This window comes from Microbacterium sp. LWH13-1.2 (genome assembly GCF_038397735.1).
GTDB lineage: Bacteria > Actinomycetota > Actinomycetes > Actinomycetales > Microbacteriaceae > Microbacterium.
Genome location: NZ_CP151635.1, coordinates 1118536 through 1144961 on the forward strand (window position 1 = coordinate 1118536; position 26426 = coordinate 1144961).

General features: G+C 66.8%; 29 protein-coding genes, 1 tRNA gene and 1 other RNA gene. 22 read left to right on the forward strand and 9 right to left on the reverse strand.

Annotated elements, in window-relative coordinates; genetic code table 11:
• Positions 1 to 2 precede the first annotated feature (2 nt).
• From dapA to MRBLWH13_RS05185, 16 genes are all read left to right on the forward strand, one after another.
• Positions 3 to 980 (forward strand): 4-hydroxy-tetrahydrodipicolinate synthase, encoded by a 978-nt coding sequence (gene dapA / locus MRBLWH13_RS05110; protein WP_056308113.1) that lies wholly within the window; start codon positions 3 to 5, stop codon positions 978 to 980.
• Positions 981 to 1048: 68 nt separating this feature from the next.
• Positions 1049 to 2725 carry a ribonuclease J gene (locus MRBLWH13_RS05115; RefSeq protein WP_341957207.1) on the forward strand — a complete coding sequence of 559 codons (1677 nt, stop codon included), beginning with the start codon at positions 1049 to 1051 and terminating at the stop codon, positions 2723 to 2725.
• Positions 2726 to 2792: 67 nt separating this feature from the next.
• Complete coding sequence (locus tag MRBLWH13_RS05120; protein ID WP_341957208.1) at positions 2793 to 3287, forward strand: GNAT family N-acetyltransferase; 495 nt, start codon at positions 2793 to 2795, stop codon at positions 3285 to 3287.
• Positions 3288 to 3367: 80 nt separating this feature from the next.
• Positions 3368 to 6112 (forward strand): DNA translocase FtsK, encoded by a 2745-nt coding sequence (locus tag MRBLWH13_RS05125; RefSeq protein ID WP_341957209.1) that lies wholly within the window; start codon positions 3368 to 3370, stop codon positions 6110 to 6112.
• The gene (pgsA, locus tag MRBLWH13_RS05130; protein WP_341957210.1) at positions 6112 to 6687 is read left to right on the forward strand and encodes a CDP-diacylglycerol--glycerol-3-phosphate 3-phosphatidyltransferase; all 576 of its coding nucleotides are present in this window, start codon (positions 6112 to 6114) and stop codon (positions 6685 to 6687) included. Before MRBLWH13_RS05125 ends, pgsA begins: the two co-directional genes overlap by 1 nt.
• On the forward strand, positions 6684 to 7166 hold the full coding sequence (locus MRBLWH13_RS05135; protein WP_341957211.1) for a CinA family protein: 483 nt from the start codon (positions 6684 to 6686) through the stop codon (positions 7164 to 7166). The genes pgsA and MRBLWH13_RS05135 overlap by 4 nt, the downstream gene beginning before the upstream one ends.
• A gap of 141 nt (positions 7167 to 7307) precedes the next feature.
• Positions 7308 to 7616: a helix-turn-helix transcriptional regulator gene (locus MRBLWH13_RS05140; protein WP_042541772.1), complete on the forward strand. Its 309-nt coding sequence runs from the start codon at positions 7308 to 7310 to the stop codon at positions 7614 to 7616.
• A 22-nt stretch (positions 7617 to 7638) separates the two neighbouring features.
• Positions 7639 to 7863 carry a DUF3046 domain-containing protein gene (locus MRBLWH13_RS05145; protein ID WP_341957212.1) on the forward strand — a complete coding sequence of 75 codons (225 nt, stop codon included), beginning with the start codon at positions 7639 to 7641 and terminating at the stop codon, positions 7861 to 7863.
• 263 nt (positions 7864 to 8126) lie between these two features.
• Positions 8127 to 9170 carry a recombinase RecA gene (gene recA, locus MRBLWH13_RS05150; RefSeq protein ID WP_056509487.1) on the forward strand — a complete coding sequence of 348 codons (1044 nt, stop codon included), beginning with the start codon at positions 8127 to 8129 and terminating at the stop codon, positions 9168 to 9170.
• Between the two features lie 39 nt (positions 9171 to 9209).
• The gene (locus MRBLWH13_RS05155) at positions 9210 to 10145 is read left to right on the forward strand and encodes a RecX family transcriptional regulator (protein WP_341957213.1); all 936 of its coding nucleotides are present in this window, start codon (positions 9210 to 9212) and stop codon (positions 10143 to 10145) included.
• Between the two features lie 85 nt (positions 10146 to 10230).
• Entirely contained in the window at positions 10231 to 11778 is a 1548-nt protein-coding gene (miaB, locus tag MRBLWH13_RS05160; protein WP_341957214.1) for a tRNA (N6-isopentenyl adenosine(37)-C2)-methylthiotransferase MiaB, read from the forward strand.
• Between the two features lie 14 nt (positions 11779 to 11792).
• Positions 11793 to 12731: a tRNA (adenosine(37)-N6)-dimethylallyltransferase MiaA gene (miaA, locus tag MRBLWH13_RS05165; RefSeq protein WP_341957216.1), complete on the forward strand. Its 939-nt coding sequence runs from the start codon at positions 11793 to 11795 to the stop codon at positions 12729 to 12731.
• A gap of 51 nt (positions 12732 to 12782) precedes the next feature.
• Complete coding sequence (locus MRBLWH13_RS05170) at positions 12783 to 13310, forward strand: dihydrofolate reductase family protein (protein ID WP_341957217.1); 528 nt, start codon at positions 12783 to 12785, stop codon at positions 13308 to 13310.
• 27 nt (positions 13311 to 13337) lie between these two features.
• Positions 13338 to 13781, forward strand: coding sequence for a GNAT family acetyltransferase (locus MRBLWH13_RS05175; protein ID WP_341957218.1), 444 nt, complete (start codon positions 13338 to 13340; stop codon positions 13779 to 13781).
• 22 nt (positions 13782 to 13803) lie between these two features.
• Entirely contained in the window at positions 13804 to 14676 is an 873-nt protein-coding gene (gene dapF, locus MRBLWH13_RS05180) for a diaminopimelate epimerase (protein WP_341957219.1), read from the forward strand.
• Positions 14676 to 15329, forward strand: a complete 654-nt coding sequence (locus tag MRBLWH13_RS05185) for an HAD family hydrolase (protein ID WP_341957220.1) — start codon at positions 14676 to 14678, stop codon at positions 15327 to 15329. Before dapF ends, MRBLWH13_RS05185 begins: the two co-directional genes overlap by 1 nt.
• Positions 15330 to 15347: 18 nt before the next feature.
• On the opposite strand, the gene MRBLWH13_RS05190 is transcribed toward MRBLWH13_RS05185, so the two are convergent.
• On the reverse strand, positions 15348 to 15989 hold the full coding sequence (locus tag MRBLWH13_RS05190) for a methyltransferase (RefSeq protein ID WP_341957221.1): 642 nt from the start codon (positions 15987 to 15989) through the stop codon (positions 15348 to 15350).
• Between the two features lie 68 nt (positions 15990 to 16057).
• Between MRBLWH13_RS05190 and hflX the strand changes: the two genes are divergently transcribed.
• Positions 16058 to 17569, forward strand: a complete 1512-nt coding sequence (gene hflX, locus MRBLWH13_RS05195; protein WP_341957222.1) for a GTPase HflX — start codon at positions 16058 to 16060, stop codon at positions 17567 to 17569.
• 6 nt (positions 17570 to 17575) lie between these two features.
• Here hflX and MRBLWH13_RS05200 read toward each other — a convergent pair whose 3' ends face one another.
• A complete protein-coding gene (locus MRBLWH13_RS05200; protein WP_341957223.1) occupies positions 17576 to 18244 on the reverse strand; it encodes an SIMPL domain-containing protein in 669 nt (222 codons plus the stop codon).
• A gap of 142 nt (positions 18245 to 18386) precedes the next feature.
• On the opposite strand from MRBLWH13_RS05200, the gene ssrA reads away from it, so the two are divergent.
• Positions 18387 to 18756, forward strand: a transfer-messenger RNA (tmRNA) gene (gene ssrA, locus MRBLWH13_RS05205).
• A 90-nt stretch (positions 18757 to 18846) separates the two neighbouring features.
• Here ssrA and MRBLWH13_RS05210 read toward each other — a convergent pair.
• Entirely contained in the window at positions 18847 to 19701 is an 855-nt protein-coding gene (locus MRBLWH13_RS05210; RefSeq protein WP_341957224.1) for a transposase, read from the reverse strand.
• An 86-nt stretch (positions 19702 to 19787) separates the two neighbouring features.
• On the opposite strand from MRBLWH13_RS05210, the gene MRBLWH13_RS05215 reads away from it, so the two are divergent.
• Complete coding sequence (locus MRBLWH13_RS05215; protein ID WP_056308076.1) at positions 19788 to 20102, forward strand: hypothetical protein; 315 nt, start codon at positions 19788 to 19790, stop codon at positions 20100 to 20102.
• A gap of 50 nt (positions 20103 to 20152) precedes the next feature.
• Here MRBLWH13_RS05215 and MRBLWH13_RS05220 read toward each other — a convergent pair whose 3' ends face one another.
• Both MRBLWH13_RS05220 and hisN read right to left on the reverse strand, forming a co-directional pair.
• Positions 20153 to 20719 carry a hypothetical protein gene (locus MRBLWH13_RS05220; RefSeq protein WP_341957226.1) on the reverse strand — a complete coding sequence of 189 codons (567 nt, stop codon included), beginning with the start codon at positions 20717 to 20719 and terminating at the stop codon, positions 20153 to 20155.
• Between the two features lie 13 nt (positions 20720 to 20732).
• Complete coding sequence (hisN, locus tag MRBLWH13_RS05225) at positions 20733 to 21530, reverse strand: histidinol-phosphatase (protein WP_341957227.1); 798 nt, start codon at positions 21528 to 21530, stop codon at positions 20733 to 20735.
• A 148-nt stretch (positions 21531 to 21678) separates the two neighbouring features.
• On the opposite strand from hisN, the gene MRBLWH13_RS05230 reads away from it, so the two are divergent.
• Positions 21679 to 21751 (forward strand) — tRNA-Lys (locus MRBLWH13_RS05230).
• 379 nt (positions 21752 to 22130) lie between these two features.
• Positions 22131 to 22547 carry a hypothetical protein gene (locus MRBLWH13_RS05235; RefSeq protein WP_341957228.1) on the forward strand — a complete coding sequence of 139 codons (417 nt, stop codon included), beginning with the start codon at positions 22131 to 22133 and terminating at the stop codon, positions 22545 to 22547.
• A gap of 5 nt (positions 22548 to 22552) precedes the next feature.
• Here the strand turns inward: MRBLWH13_RS05235 and MRBLWH13_RS05240 are convergent, their stop codons facing one another.
• The 4 genes from MRBLWH13_RS05240 to MRBLWH13_RS05255 are packed head-to-tail and all read right to left on the reverse strand — an operon-like array spanning position 22553 to position 25553.
• Positions 22553 to 23026: a YbaK/EbsC family protein gene (locus tag MRBLWH13_RS05240; protein WP_341957229.1), complete on the reverse strand. Its 474-nt coding sequence runs from the start codon at positions 23024 to 23026 to the stop codon at positions 22553 to 22555.
• 34 nt (positions 23027 to 23060) lie between these two features.
• Entirely contained in the window at positions 23061 to 24287 is a 1227-nt protein-coding gene (locus MRBLWH13_RS05245) for an MFS transporter (RefSeq protein WP_341957230.1), read from the reverse strand.
• On the reverse strand, positions 24284 to 24721 hold the full coding sequence (locus tag MRBLWH13_RS05250) for a MarR family transcriptional regulator (RefSeq protein ID WP_341957231.1): 438 nt from the start codon (positions 24719 to 24721) through the stop codon (positions 24284 to 24286). The genes MRBLWH13_RS05245 and MRBLWH13_RS05250 overlap by 4 nt, the downstream gene beginning before the upstream one ends.
• 43 nt (positions 24722 to 24764) lie before the next feature.
• Positions 24765 to 25553, reverse strand: a complete 789-nt coding sequence (locus MRBLWH13_RS05255; protein ID WP_341957232.1) for an IclR family transcriptional regulator — start codon at positions 25551 to 25553, stop codon at positions 24765 to 24767.
• Between the two features lie 105 nt (positions 25554 to 25658).
• Between MRBLWH13_RS05255 and MRBLWH13_RS05260 the strand changes: the two genes are divergently transcribed.
• The gene (locus MRBLWH13_RS05260; RefSeq protein WP_341957233.1) at positions 25659 to 26426 is read left to right on the forward strand and encodes a CoA transferase subunit A; all 768 of its coding nucleotides are present in this window, start codon (positions 25659 to 25661) and stop codon (positions 26424 to 26426) included.

Genomic DNA, 26426 nt, shown 5'->3' on the forward strand with positions numbered 1-26426 from the left:
GCATGACGCACTCGGGCAACCCTTTCGGACAGGTTCTCGTCGCGCTCGTCACTCCGATGACGGCCGACGGTGAAGTCGATTGGCCCGCCGTCGAGAAGCACATCGATGATGTCATCACCGCCGGGGCTGACGGAATCGTCGTGACGGGAACGACCGGCGAGACCTCGACCCTGACGGACCCCGAGAAGCTCAAGCTCGTCGAGATCGGCAAGTCGGTCTCGGCCGGCCGCGCGAAGATCATCACGGGGGGCGGATCCAACGAGACCGCGCACGCGATCGAGCTGTACAAGGCCAGCGAGAAGGCCGGCGCCGACGGCATCATGATCGTCACGCCGTACTACAACAAGCCCACGCAGGCAGGCATCCTGACCCACTTCCGTCTGGTGGCCGACGCTACCGACCTCCCGGTGATCCTCTACGACATCCCGGGTCGGACGGGCGTGCCCATCAAGTACGAGACGATCCTGCGACTCGCGAAGCACCCGAACATCCTCGCCGTGAAGGACGCCAAGGGCGACTTCTCAGAGGTGAGCCGCGTGCTCAACCAGACCGACCTGATGTACTTCTCGGGTGACGACGCGAACGTGCTGCCGCACCTGGCCATCGGGGCGACCGGTCTGATCGGCGTCACCGCGAACATCGCCGCGACTCCGTACCGCACGATCATCGACGCCGTGAACCGCGGTGACCTCACGACCGCGACCGCGGAGCACAAGCGTCTCGAGCCGCTGGTGCGCGCCGTCATGACGCATGTGCCCGGCACCGTCGCGGCGAAGTACATCCTGCACGGACTCGGCCGCATCTCGAGCCCGCGGGTCCGTCTGCCACTCGTCGGTCCCGAAGAGTGGGAGGCCGCTCTCATCGAGGACGAGCTCGATCTCGTGAAGGACGTTCCCGGCGCCGACTTCTCCAACTTCCGCCCCGACCGCAACGCGGCCGCGGGCGGTGCCCTGCCGAAGGTGCACGGCACGACCCGCTGACACCGGGCGCGGTGAGCCGCGTCACCATGAACGAACGGACGCGTGGAGTGTCCGACTGAGGAGACAGCATGTCCATCCCGCTCGCAGAACCCGCAGCCCTCGACGAAGGAACGCTGCGGGTCACTCCGCTCGGCGGCCTCGGAGAGATCGGCCGCAACATGACGATCTTCGAGTTCGATGGCAAGATCCTGATCGTCGACTGCGGGGTTCTCTTCCCGGAGGAGCACCAGCCGGGTGTCGATCTGATCCTGCCCGACTTCGAGCCGATCAAGGGACGTCTCGACGACATCGTCGGCGTCGTGCTCACGCACGGTCATGAAGACCACATCGGCGCGGTTCCGTACCTGCTTCGTCTGAAGAGCGACATCCCGGTGATCGGGTCGGGGCTCACGCTCGCACTCGTCGAGGCGAAGCTCAAGGAGCACCGCATCAAGGCCTTCACCCTCACCGTGAAGGAAGGACAGCGCGAGCAGGTGGGCCCCTTCGATCTCGAGTTCGTGGCGGTCAACCACTCGATCCCGGATGCCCTGGCCGTCGCGATCCGCACGCCCGCTGGGCTCGTTCTCGCGACCGGCGACTTCAAGATGGACCAGCTGCCGCTCGACGGCCGCATCACCGACCTCCGGGCGTTCGCGCGCCTCGGCGAGGAGGGAGTCGATCTGTTCCTCGTCGACTCCACGAACGCGGACGTGCCCGGCTTCACGCCGACCGAGCGCTCGATCGGGCCGGTGCTCGACCAGGTGATCGGCAAGGCTCCGCGCCGTGTCATCGTCGCGAGCTTCTCCAGCCACGTCCATCGCGTTCAGCAGGTCCTCGACGCAGCCCACGCGCACGGACGCCGCGTCGCGCTGCTCGGGCGGAGCATGCTGCGCAACATGACGATCGCCGAGGACCTCGGCTACCTCAAGGTGCCGAGCGGCCTGCTGATCGACTACAAGAAGGCGCGGGATCTTCCCGACGACAAGATCGTCTACATGTCCACGGGCTCGCAGGGCGAGCCGATGGCCGTGCTCAGCCGCATGGCCAACCTCGATCACGCGATCGAGCCGGGCCCGGGCGACACCGTCATCCTGGCCTCGAGTCTGATCCCCGGAAACGAGAACGCCGTCTACCGCGTGATCGACGGACTCACGAAACTCGGCGCGAACGTCGTGCACAAGGCGAACGCCAAGGTCCACGTCTCGGGGCATGCCGCCGCCGGCGAGCTGATCTACTGCTACAACATCCTCAAGCCGAAGAACGTCCTCCCGGTCCACGGCGAGTACCGGCACCTGATCGCCAACGCGAAGCTCGCCCAGGACACGGGGGTCGAGGCCGAGCGCACCATCATCGCCTCGAACGGCACGGTGATCGACCTGAAAGACGGAGACGCCCGTGTGGTCGGCCAGCTCGACCTCGGCTTCGTCTACGTCGACGGCTCCACCGTCGGTGCCATCACCGACGCCGATCTCAAGGACCGCCGCATCCTCGCCGAGGAGGGCTTCGTCTCCATCATCGTCGTCGTCGATGCGCAGACCGGGCGGATCATCTCCGGCCCCGAGATCCACGCACGGGGCATCGCCGAAGACGATTCGGTGTTCGATGACGTGACCCCCAAGATCATCGCGGCGCTCAAGGAGGCCTCAGGCAACGGAGTCCGTGACACCCATGCGCTGTCGCAGGTCATCCGCCGGACGATCGGACGCTGGGTGAACCAGAAGCTCCGCCGTCGTCCGATGATCGTCCCCCTCGTCATCGAGGCCTGAGCACGGCGGTCGCGCGTTCACAGTCGGACGACACGCGGCTGTAACGCGCGCACCGTAGGCTCCGGACATGTCCGACGCCTACTCGATCAGGCCTGCCGCCCAGGCCGACGGGAGCTTCCTCGGCGACATGGTCGTGGAAGCCGCGAACTGGCGCTCTGGCGGAGCGCGGGCTCGTCACGAGATCCTGACCGCCACCGAGCATCGACGATACGTGGCCGGGTGGATGCGACCGGCGGATGCGGGCTTCGTCGCGGTCGACTCCGATGAGAGGCCGATCGGGGCCGCCTGGTACCGGATGCTGTCGCAGGACGACCCGGGGTTCGGTTTCGTCGGGACGGCGGTGCCGGAACTCATCATCGGCGTGCAGCCCATCTGGCGCGCGCACGGTGTCGGTCGCATGCTGCTCCGCCGGCTCGTGACGCACGCTGGCGAGCAGGGGCATCCGCGCCTCAGCCTGAGCGTCGAACGAGACAACTTCGCGCGGACGCTCTATCGCTCGGAGGGGTTCGTGGTCACGGAGATCGGGGAAGTCCGCGACACGATGGTTCATCGGATGTCCTGAGCGCCACCGCGGCCCGCGCGAAGACTCCGGAATGCCGCGTCATTACGGGGAATGTCGGCCTCTGGTCGTAACGTGAGAGCATGGCCAGGAGTACCACGAAGTCAGCGCGCGCGTCCGAGAGCGCCACGCCTCGCCCCAAGAGGCAGGCCGCTCCGAAGGCTCAGGCTGCGCCGAAGAAATACATCGACGAACTCGACAAGCCTCCCGTCGCCGTGCGCGCGTGGGGCGGTCTCGCACACGGCGTCGGCGGACTCTTCCGCGCGTTCGGGCCCGAGACCCTCGAGAAGGACGATCGACGCGACGGCTTCCCGTTCCTGCTCGTGCTGCTCGCGATCGCCGGCGCGGTCAACGAATGGTTCTTCATCGGCAACGAGGTCGCCTCGAACATCAGCGCCTACTCGGTCGGTCTGCTGGTCGGTCGGGTCGCGTTCGTGATGCCCGTGCTGCTCCTGCTGCTCGCGGGGTGGCTGTTCCGGCATCCATCGTCTGTGCACGACAACGGACGTATCGGTATCGGGTTCGGCCTCTTCGTGCTCACGCTCGCGGGCTTCTGCCACATCGCCGCCGGCCGCGCCGATTCGGCAGGACTGCTCGTGCGCGCCCAGCCGAAGGACGGCATGCCTGCTCTGAGCGAGGCCGGCGGACTGTTCGGGTGGATGGTCGGCGAGCCCCTCTCATACCTCACCCCCGTGGGCGCCTACATCGTGCTCGCACTGCTGGCGGGACTCAGCGTGCTGATCCTCACCAAGACGCCGCCGAACCGGATCGGCCAGCGATTGGGCGACCTGTATGCGTGGATGTTCGATGCCGAACGCACTGAGAAGCCGACGAAAAATACCGCGGCGATCGACGAGGCCGACAAGGTCGACGATCCGGATGTGCTGCCCTGGTGGCGTCGTAACAAGACGGGCCGTGAAGAGGACCCCGACGAGGGGACTCTCGGCTCCGACGACATCACCGCTCTGCTCACGACGTCCGAGCCGACGCCCGCCTATGACCAGGCCGTCGTGGTCGAAGACCCCTACGACGCGGCGACCGAGGTGCTCTCCGACGTCCGTTCGGTGACGGAATCGCTCGCCGGACAGCAGACCACCGCGCTCCTCGACGACGAGTCGGACACCGGCGAGGTTCCCGAGCTGCCCGGACTCGACGGCTTCGGAACCGCCGGACCGGGGGAGCGGGGGCCTCAGGCGCCGGTGGCTCCGTACATCCTGCCGTCGCCCGGACTTCTGGTCGAAGGACCGCCGCCTGTCGCCCGGTCCGAGGCCACGGACAAGGTGATCGAGCAGATCACGAGTGTGCTGACGCAGTTCAAGGTCGACGCGAAGGTGACCGGCTTCTCGCGGGGCCCGACGGTCACGCAGTACGAGGTCGAGGTCGGACACGGCGTCAAGGTCGAGAAGATCCTGCAGCTGAGCAACAACTTCGCCTATGCAGTCGCGTCCAACGACGTGCGCATCCTCTCGCCGATCCCCGGCAAGAGCGCCATCGGCATCGAGATCCCCAACGCCGACAAAGAGATGGTCGCGCTCGGCGACGTGCTGCGGTCTCCGGCTGCCCACAAGAGCACCCATCCGATGACGATCGGCGTCGGCAAGGACGTCGGCGGCAACATCGTCATCGCGAACCTCGCCAAGATGCCCCACCTGCTCGTCGCCGGTTCCACCGGCTCCGGAAAGTCGAGTTTCGTGAACTCGATGATCACGAGCCTCCTCATGCGGGCACGCCCGACCGACGTCCGGATGGTCCTCATCGACCCGAAGCGCGTCGAACTCACGAGCTATGCAGGGGTTCCGCACCTGATCACGCCCATCATCACGAACCCGAAGAAGGCGGCAGAGGCGCTGCAATGGGTCGTGAAGGAGATGGACATGCGGTACGACGACCTCGCGTCGTTCGGGTTCCGCCACATCGACGACTTCAACCGAGCAGTACGCGCCGGCGAGGTCGAGCTGCCGGTCGGGAGCGAGCGGGTGCTCAAGCCCTACCCGTACCTCCTCGTGGTCGTCGACGAGCTCGCCGACCTGATGATGGTGGCCCCGCGCGACGTCGAGGATTCGATCGTGCGCATCACGCAACTGGCTCGCGCGTCCGGCATCCATCTGGTGCTCGCCACGCAACGACCGAGCGTCGACGTCGTCACCGGTCTCATCAAGGCCAACGTGCCGTCACGTCTCGCCTTCGCGGTGACCAGCGTCACCGACAGTCGCGTGATCCTCGACAGCCCCGGCGCCGACAAGCTGATCGGTCAGGGTGATGCCCTGTTCTCGCCGATGGGCTCATCGAAGCCGTTCCGTCTGCAGGGGGCATGGGTCGACGAGAAGGAGATCGACGCGGTCGTCAAGCATGTGACCCGCCAAGCGCGCCCCGAGTACCGTGCTGACGTGCAGGAGGCGATGGAGCCGGCGAAGAAGAAGGAGGTCGACGAGGACATCGGAGACGACCTCGAGCTCCTCCTCGCCGCCGCCGAGCTGATCGTGTCGTCGCAGTTCGGGTCGACCTCGATGCTGCAGCGCAAGCTGCGCGTCGGCTTCGCGAAGGCCGGTCGACTGATGGACCTTCTCGAGTCGCGCGAGATCGTCGGTCCTTCTGAGGGATCGAAGGCACGCGATGTGCTGGCGACGGCCGAGCAGCTACCGCAGGTGATGGCGAAACTCCGAGGCGACGACGTCCCGGTAAAGCCTTCGGCGGCCGCAGCTGCTCCGTCGGCCACTGCTGCGGGGGCGCCGCACGATCCGGTCGAAGCCCAGTTCCAGGGACTGCCGGTGGTCGAGGCCGACGACGACGGCGATGAAGATGCCTGGGGACTGACGGGGCGCGACTGATGGCGATTCCCCGGCAGCTTCCCAATGCGATCACCGTCGCGCGCATCCCTCTCGCGGTCGTCTTCTTCGTCCTGCTCCTCATCGGCGGAACATACGGCGCCGACGACCTCGTGATGCGATGGATCGCGGCAGCGCTCTTCATCGTCGCGATCTCGACCGACTGGGTCGACGGCTACCTCGCTCGCCGATACGAGATCGTGAGCGACTTCGGCAAACTCTGGGATCCGATCGCCGACAAGCTGCTCACCGGTGCGGGCTTCGTAGGCCTTGCGGTGCTGGGCGAGCTGAACTGGTGGCTGGTCATCGTGATCCTGATCCGTGAGGTCGGCATCACCGTCCATCGGCTGATCGTCGCGAAGGAGCATGTGGTCGCGGCGGCCTGGATGGGCAAGGTGAAGACGGCGGTGCAGGCAGTCGCGCTCTCCTGGGCGCTTCTCCCGCTGCACGTGCTCATCGGACTCGGCCCCTGGATCATCGTGACGGCGTTCCTGATGATCGTCGTGCTGATCCTGACTGTGGCGAGCGGGATCGACTACATCGTGGCGCAGGTGCGGGGTTCTCGGCAGTCGTCATGACCGGCGCATCGGAGGCTCTGGATGGACTGGTCGCCCGCGGATGGACCCTCGGGGTGGCGGAGTCCCTGACCGGCGGTGCTGTCGCGGCCGAACTCGTCTCCGTGGCGGGGGCGTCAGCGTCGTTGCTCGGTGCGGTGGTCGCCTATGCGACTCCGGTGAAGCACAGCCTGCTCGGAGTCGATTCCGATCTTCTGACCGCGCATGGTCCCGTGCATCCCGAGGTCGCACTGCAGATGGCCGACGGGGTGCGGCATGCGGTGAGCGTCGCGGGACGCCCGGCTGACGTCGGAGTCGCGACCACGGGGATAGCCGGACCGGAGTCGCCTGACGGCCAGCCGGTCGGCACGGTGCACATCGCCGTCGTGACGCCGACCGCATCCGTCACCGAACCCCATGCATTCCCCGGCGATCGTGCAGAGATCCGTGCGCAGGCCGTCGCCGCCGCACTCGCCCTGCTCGTTCGACTCGTCCGGGAATAGGTGGGCGATGAGTTCCGTTGTCATGGATGTGCTCACACCGAAAGCACAGCGTGCGAAGGTAGATTTTGTGAAGGTCGGTAGGACTAGACTGGCGATCTCCTCGGGGGATACCTCGGGAAGACGATCTGGGAGGAGGTTCCGATGATTCTTGTACGACAGGAAATCGGCGATGTGCTGAGGGACTTCCGCCTGCAGAAGGGGCGTACGCTCCGGCAGGTAGCAAGCAAGGCGTCCGTGGCGCTCGGCTACCTCAGCGAGGTGGAGCGGGGCCAGAAAGAGGCATCGAGCGAGATACTCGCTTCTGTGGCTGACGCGCTCGACGTCCCCATCTCGATCATCATGCGTGAGGTCGGAGATCGTATCTCCGTGCTCGAGGGCATCCAGGTGTTCCCTGACGTCGTTCCCGACGACCTCGTAGCCTCGGTCGAGCCCGAGCTCTCGCTCCACTGAACGTCGAGGGTTCCCGCTCTTCATGCGACGCAGTGAATTCCTCCGCGCCGTCGATACGGAGTTCGGCGGGCGGGGTCCGTCTCTGATCAGCGATCTGGTCCTGAGTCAGCTCTCCGGTCGCACTGCCGACGAGGCTCTCGACGCTGGCATCCCGCCGCGCGACATCTGGCTCGCGCTGTGTTCCGAGACGGATGTCCCACCCGAGCGTCGCCATGGCGCCGGGCGCCTCGAGCCTCGCAAGAGGTGACCGTCTGACGCTCTCGACGCGTACGGGATCGACACGCCGATCCGGCGTGTTGTCGAAGATGTGTTCGAAACCGGCGTAGTCTTCTGCACAAGTGGTTCAGAGATCTTGTTCTCCCTGATCCGTGGTGCTGACGACTCAATGTCCGAGGTGCCTCGTACGGTGAAGACAAGCCGAAGAGCCATACGCCTTGTCGGAGAGTTCCGCCCAGCCGGGAGGACCGCGACAGCCTACAGGCGGCACCACGCGAGCATAAGGAGCCCGTCATGCCATCACCCGCTGACCGCGAGAAGTCCCTCGAGACCGCACTCGCCCAGATCGATCGCCAGTTCGGAAAGGGTTCGGTCATGCGACTGGGCAGCGACGAACGCGCCCCTGTCGCGGTCATCCCGACCGGCTCCATCGCCCTCGACGTCGCTCTCGGCGTCGGTGGCCTCCCGCGTGGCCGCATCGTCGAGATCTACGGGCCTGAGTCCTCGGGTAAGACGACTCTCACGCTGCACGCGATCGCCAATGCCCAGCGCGCCGGCGGCATCGCGGCCTTCATCGATGCCGAGCACGCGCTCGACCCCGACTATGCAGCCAAGCTCGGTGTCGACATCGATGCTCTCCTCGTCTCGCAGCCCGACACAGGTGAGCAGGCACTCGAGATCGCCGACATGCTCGTGCGCTCCGGTGCCATCGACCTGATCGTGATCGACTCCGTGGCGGCTCTCGTTCCTCGCGCAGAGATCGAGGGCGAGATGGGTGACTCGCACGTGGGTCTGCAGGCTCGGCTCATGTCGCAGGCTCTGCGAAAGCTGACGGGTGGACTCAACCAGACGAACACCACGATGATCTTCATCAACCAGCTGCGTGAGAAGATCGGCGTCTTCTTCGGATCTCCGGAGACCACGGCCGGTGGAAAGGCGCTGAAGTTCTACGCTTCGGTCCGCATGGACATCCGTCGCATCGAGACGCTGAAAGACGGCACCGACGCAGTCGGAAACCGCACCAGGGTCAAGGTCGTCAAGAACAAGATGGCTCCGCCGTTCAAGCAGGCGGAGTTCGACATTCTGTACGGCGTGGGTATCTCGCGCGAGGGGAGCCTGATCGACTTCGGTGTCGAGCACGGCATCGTGAAGAAGTCCGGCTCCTGGTACACCTACGACGGCGATCAGCTCGGTCAGGGCAAGGAGAACGCGCGAACGTTCCTGCTCAAGAACCCCGACATCGCACTGGCGATCGAGACTCAGATCAAGCAGAAGCTCGGAATCGGCGGCGCCGTCGAGGCTCCCGCTGACGAGCTCGCCGAGCGTCGCCCGGCGTGATCATGACGGTTCGAGGTCGTTCCGCGATCGGAGTGGGCCATGAGTGATGGCGGGGGCGAGCAGGATCAGCTCGCCCCCGTCATTCCGCTGTTCGGCCGGAACGCCTCCCGCGAAGCGCCGACGGGCCACGGTTCGTCGGAGATGAGGGAACGCACGGCTCCCGGATCGCCGGGCGGCGATCCGTCCGAGTGGCATCGCTTCAGCGGGAACGAGGCGATGGGGTCTGCGCGACCGGGTGAGGATGGACCTGATCGAGCAGACGGCGTCCCTGCATGGAACTCGACGTGGGGTCAGGCCGATCCGAAGGCGACTGTGACTCCAGTCGCATCGATCGATTCTCGCGATCCGAGCGAACGGCATCCGGCGCGCGGAGCAGCGACGCGATCTGCGCCGCGGTTGCGGGCACTGCAGCCGCAGGGCGACCCCGACGGCGACGTCGGGGGAGCAGATCCGACACGCGTGCGAGAAGCCGCAGAGGAGCTTCTGGTGCGAAAGCTGCGCTCTCGGTCGCTCTCGATCTCGGAGGCGCGGACGGTCCTCAAAGGCTACGAGCAAGACGGCACCCGGCTCGATTCGGGCGCTGTAGATGACGTTCTCGACGATTTCTGTCGAAGAGGGTATCTCGATGATGCTCTGCTCGCCGGGCAGCTCGTCACGTCGGGCGTCGAACGGAAGGGCCAGGGCCGGGTTGCGCTGTCGAGGGCCCTGGCTCAGCGCGGGATCCCTCGTGACGTGGTCGATGCGGCGCTCGATGAACTCCCCGACGACGACGCGGAGCGTGCGCTCGAGTACGCGCGCACCAAAGCGCGGGGTTTGTCCCGTCTCGACGGCGACACGGCGCTGCGTCGTCTCGTCGGTCAGCTCTCCCGCCGTGGTTACAACGGCTCCGTCGCGATGACCGCAGCGAAGACCGCTCTCGCGGAGGCATCGTTCGGGAGGCCGACGTCAGGTGTGCGCTTCGTGGACTCCGACTGAGGGCCGATCCGCCTGACCATCGATCTCTGCGACACATCGGCGACCCGAGGACGGTGTTCGGATGCGCTCGTAGAATGGTGGCATCATGACTATTCCGCGCAGTGAGCCGACGATCATCCGTTCGTCGTCGGCAGCAATCGACGCCGACGGACGCAGCCGCTCGTACGAGGTGCGCACCTTCGGATGCCAGATGAACGTCCACGACTCTGAGCGACTGTCGGGGTCTCTCGAGAGCGCAGGATACGTCCGCGCCTCCGAGGGCACGGAGGCCGATGTCGTGATCATCAACACGTGTGCGGTGCGTGACAACGCCGCAGGAAAGCTCTACGGCACCCTGGGGCAGCTCGCAGGGGTGAAGCGCCGCAAGGACGGCATGCAGATCGCCGTCGGCGGGTGCCTCGCCCAGATGGACAAGCAGGCCGTGCTCGACAAGGCGCCTTGGGTCGACGTCGTCTTCGGCACTCACAACATGGGTTCGCTCCCGGGGCTCCTCGAGCGCGCGCGTCATAACGGCGATGCGGAGCTCGAGATCCTGGAATCGCTCGAAGTCTTCCCATCGACCCTCCCGACCAAGCGCGACTCCGCCCACAGCGGCTGGGTCTCCATCTCAGTCGGGTGCAACAACACCTGCACCTTCTGCATCGTCCCCAGCCTCCGAGGCAAGGAGAAGGATCGTCGCCCCGGTGACATCCTGAACGAGATCCGCCTGCTCGTCGAAGACGGCGCGATCGAGGTCACGCTGCTCGGACAGAACGTCAACTCCTACGGCGTCGAGTTCGGCGACCGTCAGGCGTTCGGCAAGCTGCTGCGCGCTGCAGGCGAGATCGAGGGACTGGAGCGTGTCCGCTTCACGAGCCCGCACCCCGCGGCCTTCACCGACGACGTGATCGACGCGATGGCTGAGACCTCGAACGTCATGCCTCAGCTGCACATGCCCCTGCAATCCGGCAGCGACAGAATCCTCAAAGCGATGCGCCGTTCCTACCGGAGCGAGAAGTTCCTCGGGATCCTCGACCGGGTGCGCGACCGCATTCCGAACGCCGCCATCACCACGGACATCATCGTCGGGTTCCCCGGCGAGACCGACGAGGACTTCGAGGACACGATGCGCGTCGTCGAGCAGGCGCGCTTCTCGAGCGCATTCACGTTCCAATACTCGATCCGCGAGGGCACACCGGCGGCGACGATGGATGACCAGGTCCCCAAGGCCGTCGTGCAGGAGCGTTACAACCGCCTCATCGCTCTGCAGGAGCGGATCTCCCTCGAAGAGAACCAGAAGCAGGTGGGCCGCGAGGTCGAGGTTCTGGTCTCCACGGGCGAGGGCAAGAAGGATGCCGAGACTCACCGCCTCACCGGTCGCGGCGAGGACAACCGACTGGTCCATTTCGAGATCACTGGCGGCTCGGAGGTGCCGCGCCCGGGCGACGTGGTCTCGGTGACGATCACCCATGCCGCACCCTTCCACCTTCTCGCGGATGATCCGACCGGAGCGCCCCTGCGGATCCGCCGCACTCGAGGAGGAGACGCCTGGGATCGGGCTCAAGCGGACTCGTGCGCCGTTCCCGCCCCGCCCAGCGCAGATGGCCCTCGTGCGGTCTCCCTCGGCCTGCCGACGCTTCGCGTCGGCGTGTGACCGCAGCTCCTGGCATGAGCGCTCCTGAATCTCGCGGAGTGCCACGACCGCCGCGACTGTGGGCAATCGTCGGCGCGACGGGAACGGGCAAGAGCGACCTCGCTCTCGACCTCGCCGAGGCGCTCCGCGAGCGAGGCAATCCCGCGGAGGTCGTGAACGCGGACGCGATGCAGCTCTACCGGGGCATGGACATCGGAACGGCGAAGCTCGCGCCCGGCGACCGCAGGGGGATTCCGCACCACCTCTTCGACGTCCGAGAGGTCGACCAGGACGCCGCGGTGGCCTGGTATCAGCCTCTCGCCCGCGCTGCTGTCACGGACATCCAGGAACGCGGCGGGGATGCGATCCTCGTCGGCGGCTCGGGTCTGTACGTGTCCAGCGTCATCTTCGACTTCAACTTCCCCCCGCGTGACCCGGTCATCCGCGAGCGTCTCGAGCGTGAACTCGAGGTCGACGGAGTCGGTGCGCTGGTCGAGCGGCTCAGCGCCCTCGACCCCGCGGCTGCCTCGAAGGTGGATCCTCGGAACGGTCGGCGCGTCATCCGCGCGCTCGAAGTCCTCGAACAGGGAAGTGCGACACATGGTGCAGCGCTGCCCGAGCAGCCTTCTCTCTGGCAGAGCGACACGCGGCTGATCGGCCTGCACGTGGAGCGCGGCACCCTGGTCGATCGTCTTGATGCCAGAGTCGACGCCATGTGGCAGACGGGGCTCGTCGACGAGGTGCGCACGCTGCGTGAGCATGGGCTCGAGCGGGGATCGACGGCTCCGCGGGCGATCGGCTACGCGCAGGCGCTCGGACAGCTCGACGGGCGACTGACCCGAGCTGAGGCTATCCAGGAGACCCAGGCACTCACGCGCCGATACGCACGTCGCCAGGTCTCGTGGTTCAAGCGATACCCCGGGTTGACCTGGTACGAACCGCCAGTCGAAGCGGCTGGATTCCTCGAGCCGTGACGAGCGACCGGGTCATGGCCCGATGTCAGTGGTCCATGCGAAGGTGAGCGCATGTCCACCCACTTCTATACGGCAAGCAGCCTCGACGGCTTCATCGCGACCGAGCAGCATTCTCTCGACTGGCTTCTGAAACAGGACATCGACCAGGACGGACCGATGGCCTACGGCGCCTTCGAGAAGACGATCGGCGCTCTCGCGATGGGTGCATCGACCTACGAGTGGGTGATGCGACACGAAGACGGGCGTTGGGGGTACACGCAACCCACCTGGGTGTTCACGCACCGAGCTCTCGATGTGCCCGAGGGGGCCGCGATCCGCATCGCACGGGGCGACGTGGCCGAGGTTCACGCCGAGATGCTCGACGCAGCGGGCGGCAAAGACCTCTGGGTCGTCGGAGGGGGAGACCTGGCGGGACAGTTCGCCGACGCGGGCCTGCTCGACGAGGTGTGGGTGCAGTACGCGCCGGTCACACTCGGATCCGGGGCTCCGCTGCTCCCGAGGAGTCTCGATCTCGAGCTCGTCGACGTCGCGCGCAACCGCAATTTCATGTGCGGGCGGTATCGCGTGATGCGTGGCTGATGCGGCATCGATCCTAGACTTGGAGGCATGAATTGGGCGGTACGGGCGTTCGATCGCGCCGATACGGAATCGGTGGTCGCGCTGTGGGACGAGGCGGGTCTGACTCGTCCGTGGAACGACCCGCGACTCGACATCGAGCGCAAGCTCACGGTGCAGCCCGAGCTCTTCCTCGTCGTCGAAGACTCCGCGTCGGTGGAGGACGAGCCGGCGATCGTCGGGTCTGTCATGGCCGGATACGACGGCCATCGCGGGTGGCTCTACTACCTCGCGACCGCGACATCGCACCGGCACCGGGGGATCGCCCGTGCGCTCGTCGGAGAGGCTGAGCGACTTCTTCTCGCGCTGGGGTGCCCGAAGGTGCAGCTCATGGTCCGCGAGGGCAACGACACCGTCCTGGGGCTGTACGACGCTCTGGGATACGAACGGTTCTCGGTATCGAACACGGGAAAGCGTCTGATCGTCGACGCATAGCGGGGATCTCTAGACTGGTCGAATGGTCGCATTCACCAAAGGACACGGCACGGGCAATGATTTCGTCATCATCGCCGATCCCGACGGCGCTCTCGATCTGAGCGCCGAGCAGGTCGCCGTGCTGTGCGACCGACACTTCGGCATCGGGGCAGACGGCATCCTCCGCGTCGTGCGCTCCGCCGCGATCGCCGACGGCCAGGCGGTGCTCGCTGAGGAACCCGACGCCGAATGGTTCATGGACTACCGGAACGCCGACGGGTCGATCGCCGAGATGTGCGGCAACGGGATCCGCGTGTTCGCGCACTATCTCGTGCGCTCCGGTCTCGCCACCATCGAACCCGGATCTACGCTTCCGATCGGCACCCGCGCCGGAGTGCGTGACGTCACGCGCAGTGAGACGGGATACCAGGTCGATCTCGGCCTGTGGAAGCTCTCCGGCGACGACCCCCTGGTCACGGCCGACGGCCTTCCGGTCACGCGCCCTGGGCTGGGCATCGACGTCGGCAACCCACACGTCGTGGTCGCTCTCGCATCCGAAGCCGAACTGGCCTCGCTGGAGCTGCACCGCGCGCCGGCGCTCGAACCGGTGCTTCCTGCAGGAGCCAACGTCGAGTTCGTCGTCCCCGGCGAGCCGCTCGTGCGCGATGGGATCGGTCACGTCAGCATGCGCGTGTCCGAACGCGGTGTCGGAGAGACGCTCAGCTGCGGCACCGGCGTCGCGGCCACGGCCCTCGCCGTGCGCCATTGGGCGGGGGAGAAAGCCCCGAACAACTGGCGCGTCGAGGTTCCCGGCGGCACTCTCGGGGTGCGTATGTTCCCGGCGGAGGACGGCGAGCACGTCGCGCTGTCAGGTCCCGCCCAGCTCGTGTTCAGCGGCGAGGTCGACCTGATCTGATGCGGCCGATCGAACCGATCGATCTGGTCATCTTCGACTGTGACGGAGTCCTCGTCGACAGCGAGAGGCTCTCGGTCGAGGTCGACCGCCGGGTTCTCGCCGATCTCGGGTGGTCGTTGTCGCGCGAGCAGATCCTTCACCGCTTCGTGGGACGCTCGTCCGCGCATTTTCGCGCTGAGGTCGAGGCATACCTCGGCCAACCGCTGCGGGACGACTGGGAGACGCCGTACCAGCCCTGGTATGACGACGCCTTCGAGCGCGATCTGAAGGCGGTGCCGGGAGTCGAGGGCGCGCTCGATGAGGTCCCGGTCGCGACGTGCGTCGCATCGAGCGGGACACATGCGAAGATCCGACGGACGCTGGGATTGACGGGACTCCTCTCGCGTTTCGAAGGTCGGATCTTCAGCGCAGACGACGTCCAGAACGGCAAGCCCGCTCCGGACCTCTTCCTGCACGCGGCCGAGCAGCTCGGTGTCCTACCGGAACGATGCGCTGTGGTCGAGGACAGCCGCTTCGGAGTCCAGGCCGCGTGCGCTGCGGGGATGCGGGTCTTCGGCTACGCCGGCGGGCTCACTCCGGCCGACTGGTTGGAACGAGAGGGAGCGACCGTGTTCACCGACATGCTCCTGCTGCCGGGGCTGATGCGCCGTTGAGCAGTACGCCTCAGCCGCTCAGACGAGCGTGATGGGTTCCGTCGGAGGTGTGCCGTGCTTGCGGACCTTCAGCACCCGGTACCCCTTCGCCGTCGCTGTCCGGTGGACGCTGAAGCCCGGGTGGAACGTCGCGCCGATCCACCGCTGCAACGAATCCGCGCCGAGATTGCGCTGCACGACGAGCCAGGCGTCGCTGCGCTCATCGAGTCGGGGGATCCACTTCTCGAGCAGTCCGTGCAGCTCGTTCTTGCCCACACGGATCGGCGGGTTCGAGCGGATCGAGCGGAACGTCACGTCGGCGGGAACATCCTGAGGCAGGGAGGCGTTGACGTTAGTGAGACCGAGAGCTGAGGCATTGCGGCGAACCAGGTCGAGCGCTCGTTCGTTCACATCCACGGCCCACACCGTCGCATGGGGAGCGGCGAGTGCCATCGACAGCGTGATCGGCCCCCACCCGCTGCCGAGGTCGAGAAGATGACCTCCCGGCGGAACGGGAGGCATGTTTGCGAGAAGGACGGCAGTACCGGCATCCAGCCGATCCGGGCTGAAGACGCCACCAGCGGTGGTGACGTCCAGCTCACGGCCCGCGAGCGTCACATGGATCGATCGCAGGTTCTCGGGGCTTGCCGGGGCCGCGGTGAAGTAATGGTCGGACCCCATACCGTGAGCGTAGCGGACAGCGCGGGCTAAGGTTAAGGCTCGCAACAAAACCCAGAGATTAGGGACGGATGACGGAGACCACCACACACTCCACCGGTGACGAAGCAGTCGATCGCGTGCTCGCGAATGCGGAGAAGCGCACCGAAGCGCGTATCTTCGGTGACGCGCAGGCCCTGCAGGATCGATCGACGGCGTCTCATGCGTCGTCGGACGGTGACCAATGGGACCTCGAGGACCGTCATGCGCTGCGGCGCGTGGGCGGTCTCTCGACCGAACTCGAAGACGTCACCGAGGTCGAGTACCGACAGCTGCGGCTCGAGAACGTGGTGCTCGTCGGCGTGTACCCGCAGGGCGCTCAGGAGGATGCCGAGAACTCGCTCCGGGAGCTCGCCGCTCTCGCCGAGACCGCGGGAGCCTTCGTGCTCGACGGCGTGCTGCAGCGGCGCCCGCACCCGGATGCCGCGACCTACATCGGACGCGGCAAGGCTCAAGAGCTCAAGGACATCGTCGCCGCCACGGGCGCCGACACGGTGATCGCGGACACTGAACTCGCGCCCAGCCAGCGGCGCGCCCTCGAGGACGTCGTCAAGGTCAAGGTCATCGACCGGACGACGGTGATCCTCGACATCTTCAGCCAGCACGCGAAGAGCCGTGAGGGCAAGGCGCAGGTCGAGCTCGCTCAGCTCGAGTACCTGCTGCCCCGACTGCGCGGCTGGGGCGACTCGATGAGCCGTCAGGCCGGTGGCCAGGTCGGTGCCGGCGGAGCCGGTATGGGCTCACGTGGTCCCGGTGAGACGAAGATCGAGCTCGACCGTCGCCGCATCCGCACCAAGATGGCGCTGCTGCGCCGCCAGATCCGCGACTTCGGTCCCGCGCGCGAGGCGAAGCGCGCCGAACGCAAGCGCAACACGATCCCGTCCGTAGCGATCGCCGGTTATACGAACGCGGGCAAGTCGAGCCTGCTCAACGCGCTCACGAGTGCAGGTGTGCTGGTCGAGAATGCTCTGTTCGCGACGCTCGACGCGACGGTACGCCGTTCCGAGACCTCGGACGGTCGCATCTACACCCTCACGGACACGGTCGGGTTCGTGCGCAATCTCCCGCATCAGCTCGTAGAGGCCTTCCGGTCGACGCTCGAAGAGGTCGGTGACGCCGATGTCGTGCTGCACGTGGTCGACGGCGCGCACCCGGATCCCGCCGGCCAGCTGCAGACCGTCCGCGATGTGATGGGCGACGTGGGCGTGCGGGACATGCCCGAACTGGTCGTGTTCAACAAGGCCGACCTCATCGACGACGGCGAACGACTCGTGCTGCGCGGACTCGAGCCGAAGGCGCACTTCGTCTCGTCGCGATCAGGCGAAGGCGTCGAGGAGCTTCGCGCAGCCATCGAGGAGGCTCTTCCGAAACCTGCGGTCGAGGTGCATGCGGTCATCCCTTACGATCGCGGCGATCTCGTCGCCGCCATCCACGAAACAGGGATGCTGCTGTCGGTGGAGCACCAGGAGAACGGCACCGCCGTGCATGCTCGGGTGTCCGAGCGTCTGGCGGCTGACCTCGCTCCGTACGCAGCGGGCGCCTGAGCCGGCTCAGCGGGCGAGGAAGCGTGCCTCGACGGTGGCGGAGATGACGATCTCGTCCGGCTCGTACTCCATCGATGCGCTCCCGGCATCGGCGGAGGCGAGCGCGGAGCCGCGCGCCTTGGCCATGCTTGCGAACGGCGGGGCGGGGGTGGGGGCGATGAGTCCGACATCCGCGATCTCGATCGGCACGACGTCACCGAGTCCGAGGGCGGTCGCGTACGCCTGAGCTCGCGCCACGGCCACCCCGACCGCCTCGGCGGCGACCTCGCGCTCGATCCGGGAGTTCGTCTCAGGGGTGAGGTGCCAGTTCACCCAGCCGACCTCGACACCGTCCCAAGGGGACACGTCCGAGACCCAGATGGAGAGCTCTGATGCCTCGGCGAAAGTCGCGGTCAGGTCGATGCTCGCGTAGTACACCGGGGCGAGCCTCTTGCCCTCGTTGTTCCATGGCCTCTCGGCGCGAACGGAGAGGCGCTTGCTCGTCCACTCGACGACGCTTCCGGCGTCCTTGCGCGTGGTGATGCTGTCGCGGACAGGTTCGGCCAGTCTCATCACCCGGTCGACCACAGAGGCACGCTCCGGCCCCTCGGCGCGGACGCTCACACGGATGGTGGCGCGCTCCGGCGCGACCCGCGCCTCGTGCTCGCCGCGGACGGTCACGGTGACTTCGCTCATGGGGTGACTCTACGCCAGCGCCCGACGCACGAGTGGAATGGCGAAGCCGCGACGAACGTTGTAGTCTGTGATGCTCGGGTACTCCGGTTCCCGGGTTGGAAATTCCACAGAGTGACAGCGGCTCCTTCGAGAGAAGGACCACGGGGCTGATCGGTTTCGACAGCGCCTGTGAATCCACGAGAAGCGGGCCGAGGATGCAGAGTTATCTCGTAAACGCTCTCTGCAAAACAATAGTTGCCGAAACCAAGCGCAACGACTTCGCCCTCGCTGCATAAGCGAGCCCGATAGTCCGTCAGGCCGTATGTGATTCCGATACGGATCCTGGCGTCATCTAGGAATCTTGCTGCGTGATGGCGTCTGGACGTCACGTGGGACTCTTCCCAGGCTGGGCTTGTCGACTTAGGTGTCTGTGACAAAGGTCGGAGCCGAGTAGAACGTCTGCACAGACTGCGCCCGGAGAAGGCGTGGAGACTCAGCGTTGGACGGGGGTTCGATTCCCCCCAGCTCCACCAGGTCGCTGTCACGAGCAGAACCCCGAGGCCGGTACGCAGGTGACGACCTCGGGGTTCTTCTGTGTCCGGACACTGCGATGGCGGCTCGGCTCAGGAGCGGCCGAGGTCATCCAGCGCCGCCTGAGCGGCCTGCAGGGCAGCCTCGGTGTCACCGATCCGCTGAGCGAGCTCCCGCTGCTCCTCGTCGGCGTTCTGGACCTCGGCGCGAGCGCGCTTCGCGTCGTTCCGGACGGTCGTCAACTCCGCCTCCAGGTCGCGCTCGCGTCGCTCCAGCTCTTCGATCCGCAGCGAGGCGACGCGCAGAGTGCGGTCCGCCGCAGCGGCGTCGCGCACAGCGCGCTCATGCGCCCTGTCCGCATCGCGCACGGCTCGTTCCGCATCTCGACGATCACGGCGCGCCTTGACCTCGTCGACAGGTCTCGCCGTGGTCTCGGGCAGGACGGGCGCATCCCCGCCGACGAGGCTGTCCGCGATCTCGGCGAATTCGGCCGAGGGTTCCAGTTCGCGGACGAGTCGCCGAGAGGCGACGGCGGCGGCGGCCGTCGGATCGAAGAACGCGGCCGTGATGGTCTGCCGGACTGCTTCCCGTGTCGAAGTCGTGATCCGCTCGCCGCGTGCTTCGGCGAGCTCGGTGGCTGCAGTCGCGAGCCTGTTCGTCAGCGCACGACGGTCCCGACCGAGCTGGGAGAGCGCCCGAGCGTCCAGATCCTCCTGCGCCTCTCGCAGTTCCTGGGCGAGCTGCAATGCCTCGCCCAGCTGGGCGGCGCGCTCGTGCGCGAACACATTGACCACCCAGGCGGCGACGGAGGGCTTCTTCAGGGCGCGGATCCGGGCCGCCAGGGCGGGGTCTGCGGTCTCGGCTGCGCGGGCGTTGCGTGCGGCCACGAAGTCCGCCGGGGGCCCGACGTAGAGCTCGACAGCGATGTCGGCGAGGGAGGGCTCCATGCGAGAGACGATACACCGCAGGAATCAGGGTCTCAGGCGTGCGATGTCTGCTCGGCGCAGCGCGCGGCAACCAGTATTCTGGGCGGATGGCCACGCTGTTCTATGGAGCATCCGATGTTCCGATCCATATCGAGGACCGCGCCCTCGCGCACCTGAAGATCGTCATCGCGACAAAGCTCCGCAGGCAGGAGAGCTTCACCCTGTCGTGGCGTCATCCCGAGGGTGAGCCCGGCGGTCGATCGACGATCTGGATCCACCCGTCCATCCCGCTCCGCTTCACGTTCGACGAGCCGGAGCAGCCCCAGCTCAATGCACGGTGGATCGAGGATCTCATGCAATCCGTGAACTCGACGGGTGGCATCCTTCTGGTCGACGAGGTCATCGACGCGCCGACGCAGTGATTGCTCGCTGAGCCGACCGAGGACCGTGCGCCCGGGAGGGGTAAGCGGGGTCAGCCCGCCCACTCGATGAGGATGAGCCCCTGACGGGTGTCGGCGAACTTCACCCAGCCGTCGCCGAAGAGGTACGTCATGCCGTAGCCGTCTTCGTCGGTGCCCATCGAGAACTGCGGGTTCTCGGTGATGTAGACGCCGTCGGAGCCGTCCTCGCGCGTCCACCCCTGTGAGAGGAGCGACGACTGCGCCTGCGTCGCGTCGTCGGCGGAGATCTCCGACCATCCGTAGAGCTGACCGTGGTCGGAGGCGACCGTGTAGTCCGCCCAGAAGCAGAGCAGTCCGTCGGAGAGCGTGACGTCGCCGATCACGAACTCCTTCTCTTCGAACGTCCAGCCGGCATCCGTGAGTGCCTGCACGGTGCCGGCGGACACGATCGTGTCGCATGTCGGCTCCGTCGCGGTCTCCGGAGGCTGCGTCGCGACCGGCTCAGTGGTCGCGGTGGGCGACGGCTTCGGAGCCTTCGGAGTCGGGGTCGCCTCGGCGTCAGGTGCGCCGGCGCAGGAGGTGAGCGCCACTGCGAGCAGCAGTGCGCCGAACGCGGCGGAGGTCGTGCGTGTGATCATCGCGGTGCCTTCGTCAATCGTGGAGAAGCTCGAGGAAAGCGTCGTGGAGAACGCCGTTGCTGGCCAGTGTCGACAGGTCCGAGATCGTCTCGGTGCCGTCGAAGCCGGTCATGCGGCCTCCGGCCTCCCGCACGATCGGCACGGCTGCTGCGACGTCGTACTCCTTGACGCCGAACTCGGCGACCATGTCGATTCGTCCCTCCGCCAGCAGCATGTACGCGTAGATGTCTCCGTATGCGCGGTCCCGCCAGACGCGGTCGGCGAGCTTCAGCAGCTGATCGAGGTGTCCGGACTCCGCCCACTGCGCGATGCTCTGGAAGCTCACGCTCGCGTCATCCAGAGACGACACAGAGGATGCGCGGATGCGGCGGGGCTCGGCATCCGTCGCCGTCCATGCGCCGGATCCTGCGGCGGCCCACCAGCGTCTGTCGAGGGCCGGCATGCTGACGACTCCGACCTGCGGGACGCCGTCGACCGCGAGCGCGATCATGGTTCCCCAGAGGGGGACGCCGCGGAGGAAGTTCGCCGTGCCGTCGATCGGATCGATGATCCACTGCCGATGCGTGCTTCCCTGTGCGCCGAACTCCTCCCCGAAGATCCCGTCTTCCGGGCGCTCCGACGCGAGGATCTCGCGGATCGCCCGCTCCGTCGCGAGGTCGGCGTCGGTCACGTGCGAGTGGTCAGCCTTCGTGGAGACCTCGAGGTCGGGGCTGTCGAATCGCGCCAGCGACTGTGCGTCGGCGGCGTCGGCCAGCCGGAGGGCGAGCTCGAGGTCGCGGGAGAGGTCGTCGGCGCTGGGGGAGGCGGTCACCCTCTTAGGATAACCGGCCCGATGGCGGCCTCAGAGAGGGGCGGACTCAGGGCGACACGCGCGGCGGACGCGATGTACCCGCCTCGATTTCGCACGTCGGCCATCGGCTGGTAATGTAATTCCTCGGCCGGGGGATTCACCGGGCCACGCACCTCTAGCTCAATCGGCAGAGCAACTGACTCTTAATCAGTGGGTTCTCGGTTCAAGTCCGAGGGGGTGCACGGATCAGCCTCGATGACTCTCGCCAGTCATCGGGGCTTTTTCGCTTTTCAAGCCCGGTGGGCAACGACGTCACCCGGGCCGCCGTCAGGGTTCCTCTTCCCTGTGATGACGGCGAGCGCGGTGCCACCCAGGAGTACGGCTGCGCCGCCGAGCAGTAGGCCGGTCGCAGCCCACCGCCGACAAACGTTCATGTGCCGCCTCCACCGGTGTCGCCTAGCGCGATTCTCGCACGCACCTCATGAGCGGGGTTGTCGGTTCACGTCCGAGGGGGTGCACGGATCAGCTTCGATGGCTCTCGCCAGTCATCGTGGCTCTTTCCGCGTCCGTGCTACTGCCCGGATCGCGTCCGTGCGCTAGTTTGATGCAAACGCTAAGGGGATGGCGATGCGGATACTGGTGGCGAGGTGCGCCGTCGTGGCTGTCACGGCGGTCGTCGGTCTGGGGCTCAGCGGCTGTTCTGCGGTGATGGAGAAGACCGTCGACCACACGACGTCCTCCGTGACGCTGGCTCCGGGTGAGGCGCTCGTCGTCGATTTCGGCGAGGTGAATCACACCGTCGGCGACGAATGGATCATCACCCAGGAGCCCGACCCTGCGGTGCTCGGGCCCGGAGACGAACGATCCCGCTACCTCGGTGAGGACGGCGAGGCGGGCGCTCCGAGCGAGCTTTCGTATCGTTTCGCGCCGGTCGGCGACGGCACGACGGTGATCCAGTTCGAGTACCAGTTCCGTGGCTCGGTTCCCGAGGATGTGAGCGATCAGGAGACCGCGGAGATCACCGTCACCGTCAAGTGACGCGCTCAGACGACGGCGATGACCTCGCCGTCGGTGAGCATTCTCAGGCTCCCGAAGGTGAGCGGCATGACCGTATGCGGGTGGCCCGCGGCAGCCCAGATCTCAGGGTGGTCACCGAGCGCGTCATCGATGTAGGTTCGCAGCCGAGCAGGGTGCCCCACCGGTGCGACGCCGCCGATCGCCTGCCCCGTCGCCTCGCGGACGACGGATGCCGGTGCCATCCCGATGACGTCTGCACCGATGCTCCGCGCGAGGACCTCGAGGTCCACCCGGTGGCCGCCGCTCGTCATGACGAGCACGGGGGTTCCATCTGCGACGAACACGAGGCTGTTCGCGATCGCTGCGACGTCGCATCCGATGGCCGCTGCGGCTTCGGCGGCGGTGCGGGCGGAGTCCGGGAGGATGCGGATCTCCGACTCGACGCCCGCCTCTGCGAGATGCTGCTGGACGAGTCTGCTGCGTTCGGGGAGGGCGCTCATGGGCCCACGGTACCGAACGCAGCAGACTCGGCGATCAGGCCGCGTCGCCCAGCAGGATCGCCTCGGCGTCCTCGATCGCGGCATCTTCGGGCTCGTCGTCGATGTGCGAGAGGATCTTCCGGCCCAGGAAGACCGTGAGGGCTGCGATGAGGACGGCGATCGCGGCGACCACGTAGGGGATCGTCGCGTTGAACGCGTGCCACAGGGCCGCGGCGAGCGGCGGGGCGATCGCGCCGCCGAGGAACCTCACCGAGGAGTAGGCGGACGATGCGACCGAACGCGGCAGGTCCGTCGCCTCCATCACCGCCTCTGTGAGCACGGTGTTCATGACGCCGAGGAGCAGTCCGCCGATGACGATGCACACGACGAGTGCGGTAGCGGATTCGACCAGGAAACCTGCGACGATCAGGTCGATCGCGAGGAGGGGCAGGACGCTGAGGATCACGCTCGTCCGCGACATCCGGCGCATCAGCAGGGGAGCCACCCACACGCTGGTGATCGCGAGCGCCAGGCCCCAACCGAAGAACGTGAATCCGATTCCCATCGCGCCGAACCCGAGCGGGAACGGAGAGAAGGCCAGGAGGATGAAGAACCCGATGTTGTAGAAGAATGCGGCGATCGCGAGGATCGCCAGTGCAGGGCGACCGAGAGCTTTGAAGGGAGCCGAGAACGGGACGGGTGTGCGCTTCTCGCCGGGACCGCGGAGCAGAAGCAGAACCGCCAGGAAGGCGATCGCCATCAGCACCACGACTCCGAAGAACGGTGCACGCCAGCTCTGCTCGCCCAGAAGCCCGCCGAGGAGCGGTCCGATCGCGATACCGAGGCCGAGGGCGGCTTCGTAGAGGATGATCGCCGCAGAGCTGCCGCCCGATGCCGCGCCCACGATCGTCGCGAGCGCTGTAGAGATGAACAGCGCATTGCCGAGCCCCCAGCCGGCGCGGAAGCCGATGACCGCATCGACGCTGCCGCTGAGCGCGCAGAACAGGGCGAATACGACGATGAGCGCGAGTCCGATCAGGAGCGTCTTCTTCGCTCCGATTCGAGACGAGATCCAGCTGGTCACGAGCATCGCGAGTCCTGTCACCGTGAGGTAGCTCGTGAACAGCAGCTCCGTCTCGAACGGGCTCGCCTGGAGGGAGTCGGCGATGGCCGGCAGGATCGGATCCACCAGACCGATTCCCATGAACGCGACCACGCACGCGAAGGCGACTGCCCATACCTGTGCTGGCTGCTTCCACACTGAGGCGGTGGTGGTGCTCACTCTGTTGCTCCTGTCGAGTCGGTTCCGGTGTGCGCTGCGAGGATCTCCGCGGCGCGGGTGAGGATGCTCCACTCCTCGTCGTCGAGGTCGGCGAAGCGGGGGGTCAGGATGTCGCGGAACTCCGCCCGCCAGGCCGTCAGCGCGTTCGATCCGCTCGAGGTGATCGCCACGGCTATCGCGCGGGAGTCCTCGGCGACGGAGGAGCGGAGCACGAGGCCCTCGCGCTCCAGGGTGCCGATCAGCCGCGTCATTCCCGGCTGGGTCGTGCGCGCCGCGGCCGCGAGCTCTCCAACCCGTCTCGGGCCGGACTGCTCGAGCAGGTTCAGCACCCGCCATTGAGCGGCCGGTGCGTCATTCCCGGCATCCTTGGCGGCTATTCGGCCCAGGGCGTACCCGGAGAGAACGAGGGAGGGGATGACATCCTGACGTTGCATACCATTGAGTATATACCCAATGGTATGCAACGGGTGTATGGGCTCAACGCCGTGAGCCTGCGATCCGCGCCGAGAGCTGGTGCGCGTGAGCGAGCAGTGTGCGCCCCAGGTCGGCGATCCGGTCGGGGCCGAATCGGAAGCCGACACCCGTCAGGCTCAGCGCCCATTCGGGTCGGCCGGACCGGTCGAACACTGCGGCGCCGAGGCCCCAGCTGCCCTCGACGATGAGCCCGGGGTTGACGGCGTATCCGCGTTCCTTCGTCTCGGCGATCCTGGTGCGAAGCGAGCGCTCTCCGTGCGGACGCCCCCAGGTGGTCTCGAGGTCGGGATGTCTCTCCAGGTACGCGTCCACATCGTGGTCAGGAAGGAAAGACAGGATGGCGAGCCCGGCGCTGGCGACGCCCAGAGGGAAGCGCACGCCTTCACTCAGGACGAAGGAGCGGATCGGGAAGGACCCCTCCTCACGCAGCAGGCAGACGGTCTCATCCGCGCGCCGCACCGAGAGGAAGGCGCTCTCCTCCGTCTTGACCGCGAGTGACCGCACGATGTCGCGGGCCAGTGCCGTCACGTCATAGCGCGCTGCGGCGACGGATCCCATGAGGAACAGCTCCGGCCCCGGCATCCACCTCGTGCTCTCGGCATCGCGGTCCACGAGGCCCTCGGCGCGCAGCGCCGACAGGAGTCGATGGGCCGTCGATCGCGTCAGATCCGCAGAGCGGGCGAGGTCCTGCAGTGACGCCCCGTCGGAACCGCTCGCGGTGACCAGTCTCAGGAGCGAGGCGGCCCGTGCGATGGCCTGGGCGCCAGGTACGTTGCGTGAAGCGGATTCCATAATGTGGACGCTACGTCGTGAAGCGTCCACATCGCAAGAATCGTCTTCCGGTGAGCGTGCCCGCGGGCGGATGCTGGACTCAGGCACGTCTTCGAAGGAGCACGCGTGATCGACAAGCAGTGGGCATCGGCCTCAGAGGCCGTCGCGGACATCGAGGACGGCTCGTCGCTCGCGGTGGGCGGCTTCGGGCTCTCCGGCAATCCGATCGCTCTGATCGAAGCCCTGCTCGCCAAGGGCACGAGAGACCTCAGCATCGTGAGCAACAACTGCGGTGTCGACGACTGGGGGCTGGGCGTTCTGCTGGCCGCTCAGCGCATCCGCAAGATGACGTCGTCCTACGTCGGCGAGAACAAGGAGTTCGAACGCCAGTTCCTGTCGGGTGAGCTCGAGCTCGAGCTGACGCCCCAGGGGACGCTTGCCGAGAAGCTCCGAGCGGGAGGATCCGGGATCGCCGCGTTCTACACGCAGACCGGAGTGGGGACCCAGGTAGCCGAGGGCGGGCTGCCCCGACGCTACAATCCGGACGGCACGGTGGCTGTGGCTTCCCCTCCCAAAGACGTGCGCAGCTTCGGGGGAAAACCGAGTGAGTACGTGCTCGAAGAGGCGATCAGCACCGACTTCGCGCTCGTGCACGCCCTCGTCGGCGACAGACACGGCAACCTGATCTTCAACAAGGCTGCACGCAACTTCAACCCGCTCGCCGCGATGGCCGGGCGGATCTGCATCGCTCAGGTCGAGCAGCTGGTCGAACCCGGCGAGCTCGATCCCGATCGCGTGCACCTGCCCGGCGTCTTCGTGCATCGTGTCGTCGAAGTCGGCGGCGACATAGCGAAGCGCATCGAACGGCGCACGGTCGCCGCGGAAGGAGCCTGA

Excerpts from the sequence above, each read along its gene's own strand:
- MRBLWH13_RS05120 (WP_341957208.1), top strand. The coding sequence starts at position 2,793 with ATGTCCGACGCCTACTCGATCAGGCCTGCCGCCCAGGCCGACGGGAGC.
- dapF (WP_341957219.1), top strand. The coding sequence starts at position 13,804 with ATGGTCGCATTCACCAAAGGACACGGCACGGGCAATGATTTCGTCATC.
- MRBLWH13_RS05235 (WP_341957228.1), top strand. The coding sequence starts at position 22,131 with ATGGCGATGCGGATACTGGTGGCGAGGTGCGCCGTCGTGGCTGTCACG.
- MRBLWH13_RS05140 (WP_042541772.1), top strand. The coding sequence starts at position 7,308 with ATGATTCTTGTACGACAGGAAATCGGCGATGTGCTGAGGGACTTCCGC.
- MRBLWH13_RS05125 (WP_341957209.1), top strand. The coding sequence starts at position 3,368 with ATGGCCAGGAGTACCACGAAGTCAGCGCGCGCGTCCGAGAGCGCCACG.
- MRBLWH13_RS05250 (WP_341957231.1), bottom strand. The coding sequence starts at position 24,721 with ATGCAACGTCAGGATGTCATCCCCTCCCTCGTTCTCTCCGGGTACGCC.
- MRBLWH13_RS05220 (WP_341957226.1), bottom strand. The coding sequence starts at position 20,719 with ATGATCACACGCACGACCTCCGCCGCGTTCGGCGCACTGCTGCTCGCA.
- MRBLWH13_RS05240 (WP_341957229.1), bottom strand. The coding sequence starts at position 23,026 with ATGAGCGCCCTCCCCGAACGCAGCAGACTCGTCCAGCAGCATCTCGCA.
- MRBLWH13_RS05175 (WP_341957218.1), top strand. The coding sequence starts at position 13,338 with ATGAATTGGGCGGTACGGGCGTTCGATCGCGCCGATACGGAATCGGTG.
- MRBLWH13_RS05185 (WP_341957220.1), top strand. The coding sequence starts at position 14,676 with ATGCGGCCGATCGAACCGATCGATCTGGTCATCTTCGACTGTGACGGA.
- MRBLWH13_RS05190 (WP_341957221.1), bottom strand. The coding sequence starts at position 15,989 with ATGGGGTCCGACCATTACTTCACCGCGGCCCCGGCAAGCCCCGAGAAC.
- hflX (WP_341957222.1), top strand. The coding sequence starts at position 16,058 with ATGACGGAGACCACCACACACTCCACCGGTGACGAAGCAGTCGATCGC.
- MRBLWH13_RS05200 (WP_341957223.1), bottom strand. The coding sequence starts at position 18,244 with ATGAGCGAAGTCACCGTGACCGTCCGCGGCGAGCACGAGGCGCGGGTC.
- MRBLWH13_RS05215 (WP_056308076.1), top strand. The coding sequence starts at position 19,788 with ATGGCCACGCTGTTCTATGGAGCATCCGATGTTCCGATCCATATCGAG.
- recA (WP_056509487.1), top strand. The coding sequence starts at position 8,127 with ATGCCATCACCCGCTGACCGCGAGAAGTCCCTCGAGACCGCACTCGCC.
- MRBLWH13_RS05210 (WP_341957224.1), bottom strand. The coding sequence starts at position 19,701 with ATGGAGCCCTCCCTCGCCGACATCGCTGTCGAGCTCTACGTCGGGCCC.
- MRBLWH13_RS05115 (WP_341957207.1), top strand. The coding sequence starts at position 1,049 with ATGTCCATCCCGCTCGCAGAACCCGCAGCCCTCGACGAAGGAACGCTG.
- MRBLWH13_RS05155 (WP_341957213.1), top strand. The coding sequence starts at position 9,210 with ATGAGTGATGGCGGGGGCGAGCAGGATCAGCTCGCCCCCGTCATTCCG.
- miaA (WP_341957216.1), top strand. The coding sequence starts at position 11,793 with ATGAGCGCTCCTGAATCTCGCGGAGTGCCACGACCGCCGCGACTGTGG.
- MRBLWH13_RS05135 (WP_341957211.1), top strand. The coding sequence starts at position 6,684 with ATGACCGGCGCATCGGAGGCTCTGGATGGACTGGTCGCCCGCGGATGG.
- MRBLWH13_RS05170 (WP_341957217.1), top strand. The coding sequence starts at position 12,783 with ATGTCCACCCACTTCTATACGGCAAGCAGCCTCGACGGCTTCATCGCG.
- miaB (WP_341957214.1), top strand. The coding sequence starts at position 10,231 with ATGACTATTCCGCGCAGTGAGCCGACGATCATCCGTTCGTCGTCGGCA.
- pgsA (WP_341957210.1), top strand. The coding sequence starts at position 6,112 with ATGGCGATTCCCCGGCAGCTTCCCAATGCGATCACCGTCGCGCGCATC.
- MRBLWH13_RS05145 (WP_341957212.1), top strand. The coding sequence starts at position 7,639 with ATGCGACGCAGTGAATTCCTCCGCGCCGTCGATACGGAGTTCGGCGGG.
- MRBLWH13_RS05255 (WP_341957232.1), bottom strand. The coding sequence starts at position 25,553 with ATGGAATCCGCTTCACGCAACGTACCTGGCGCCCAGGCCATCGCACGG.
- dapA (WP_056308113.1), top strand. The coding sequence starts at position 3 with ATGACGCACTCGGGCAACCCTTTCGGACAGGTTCTCGTCGCGCTCGTC.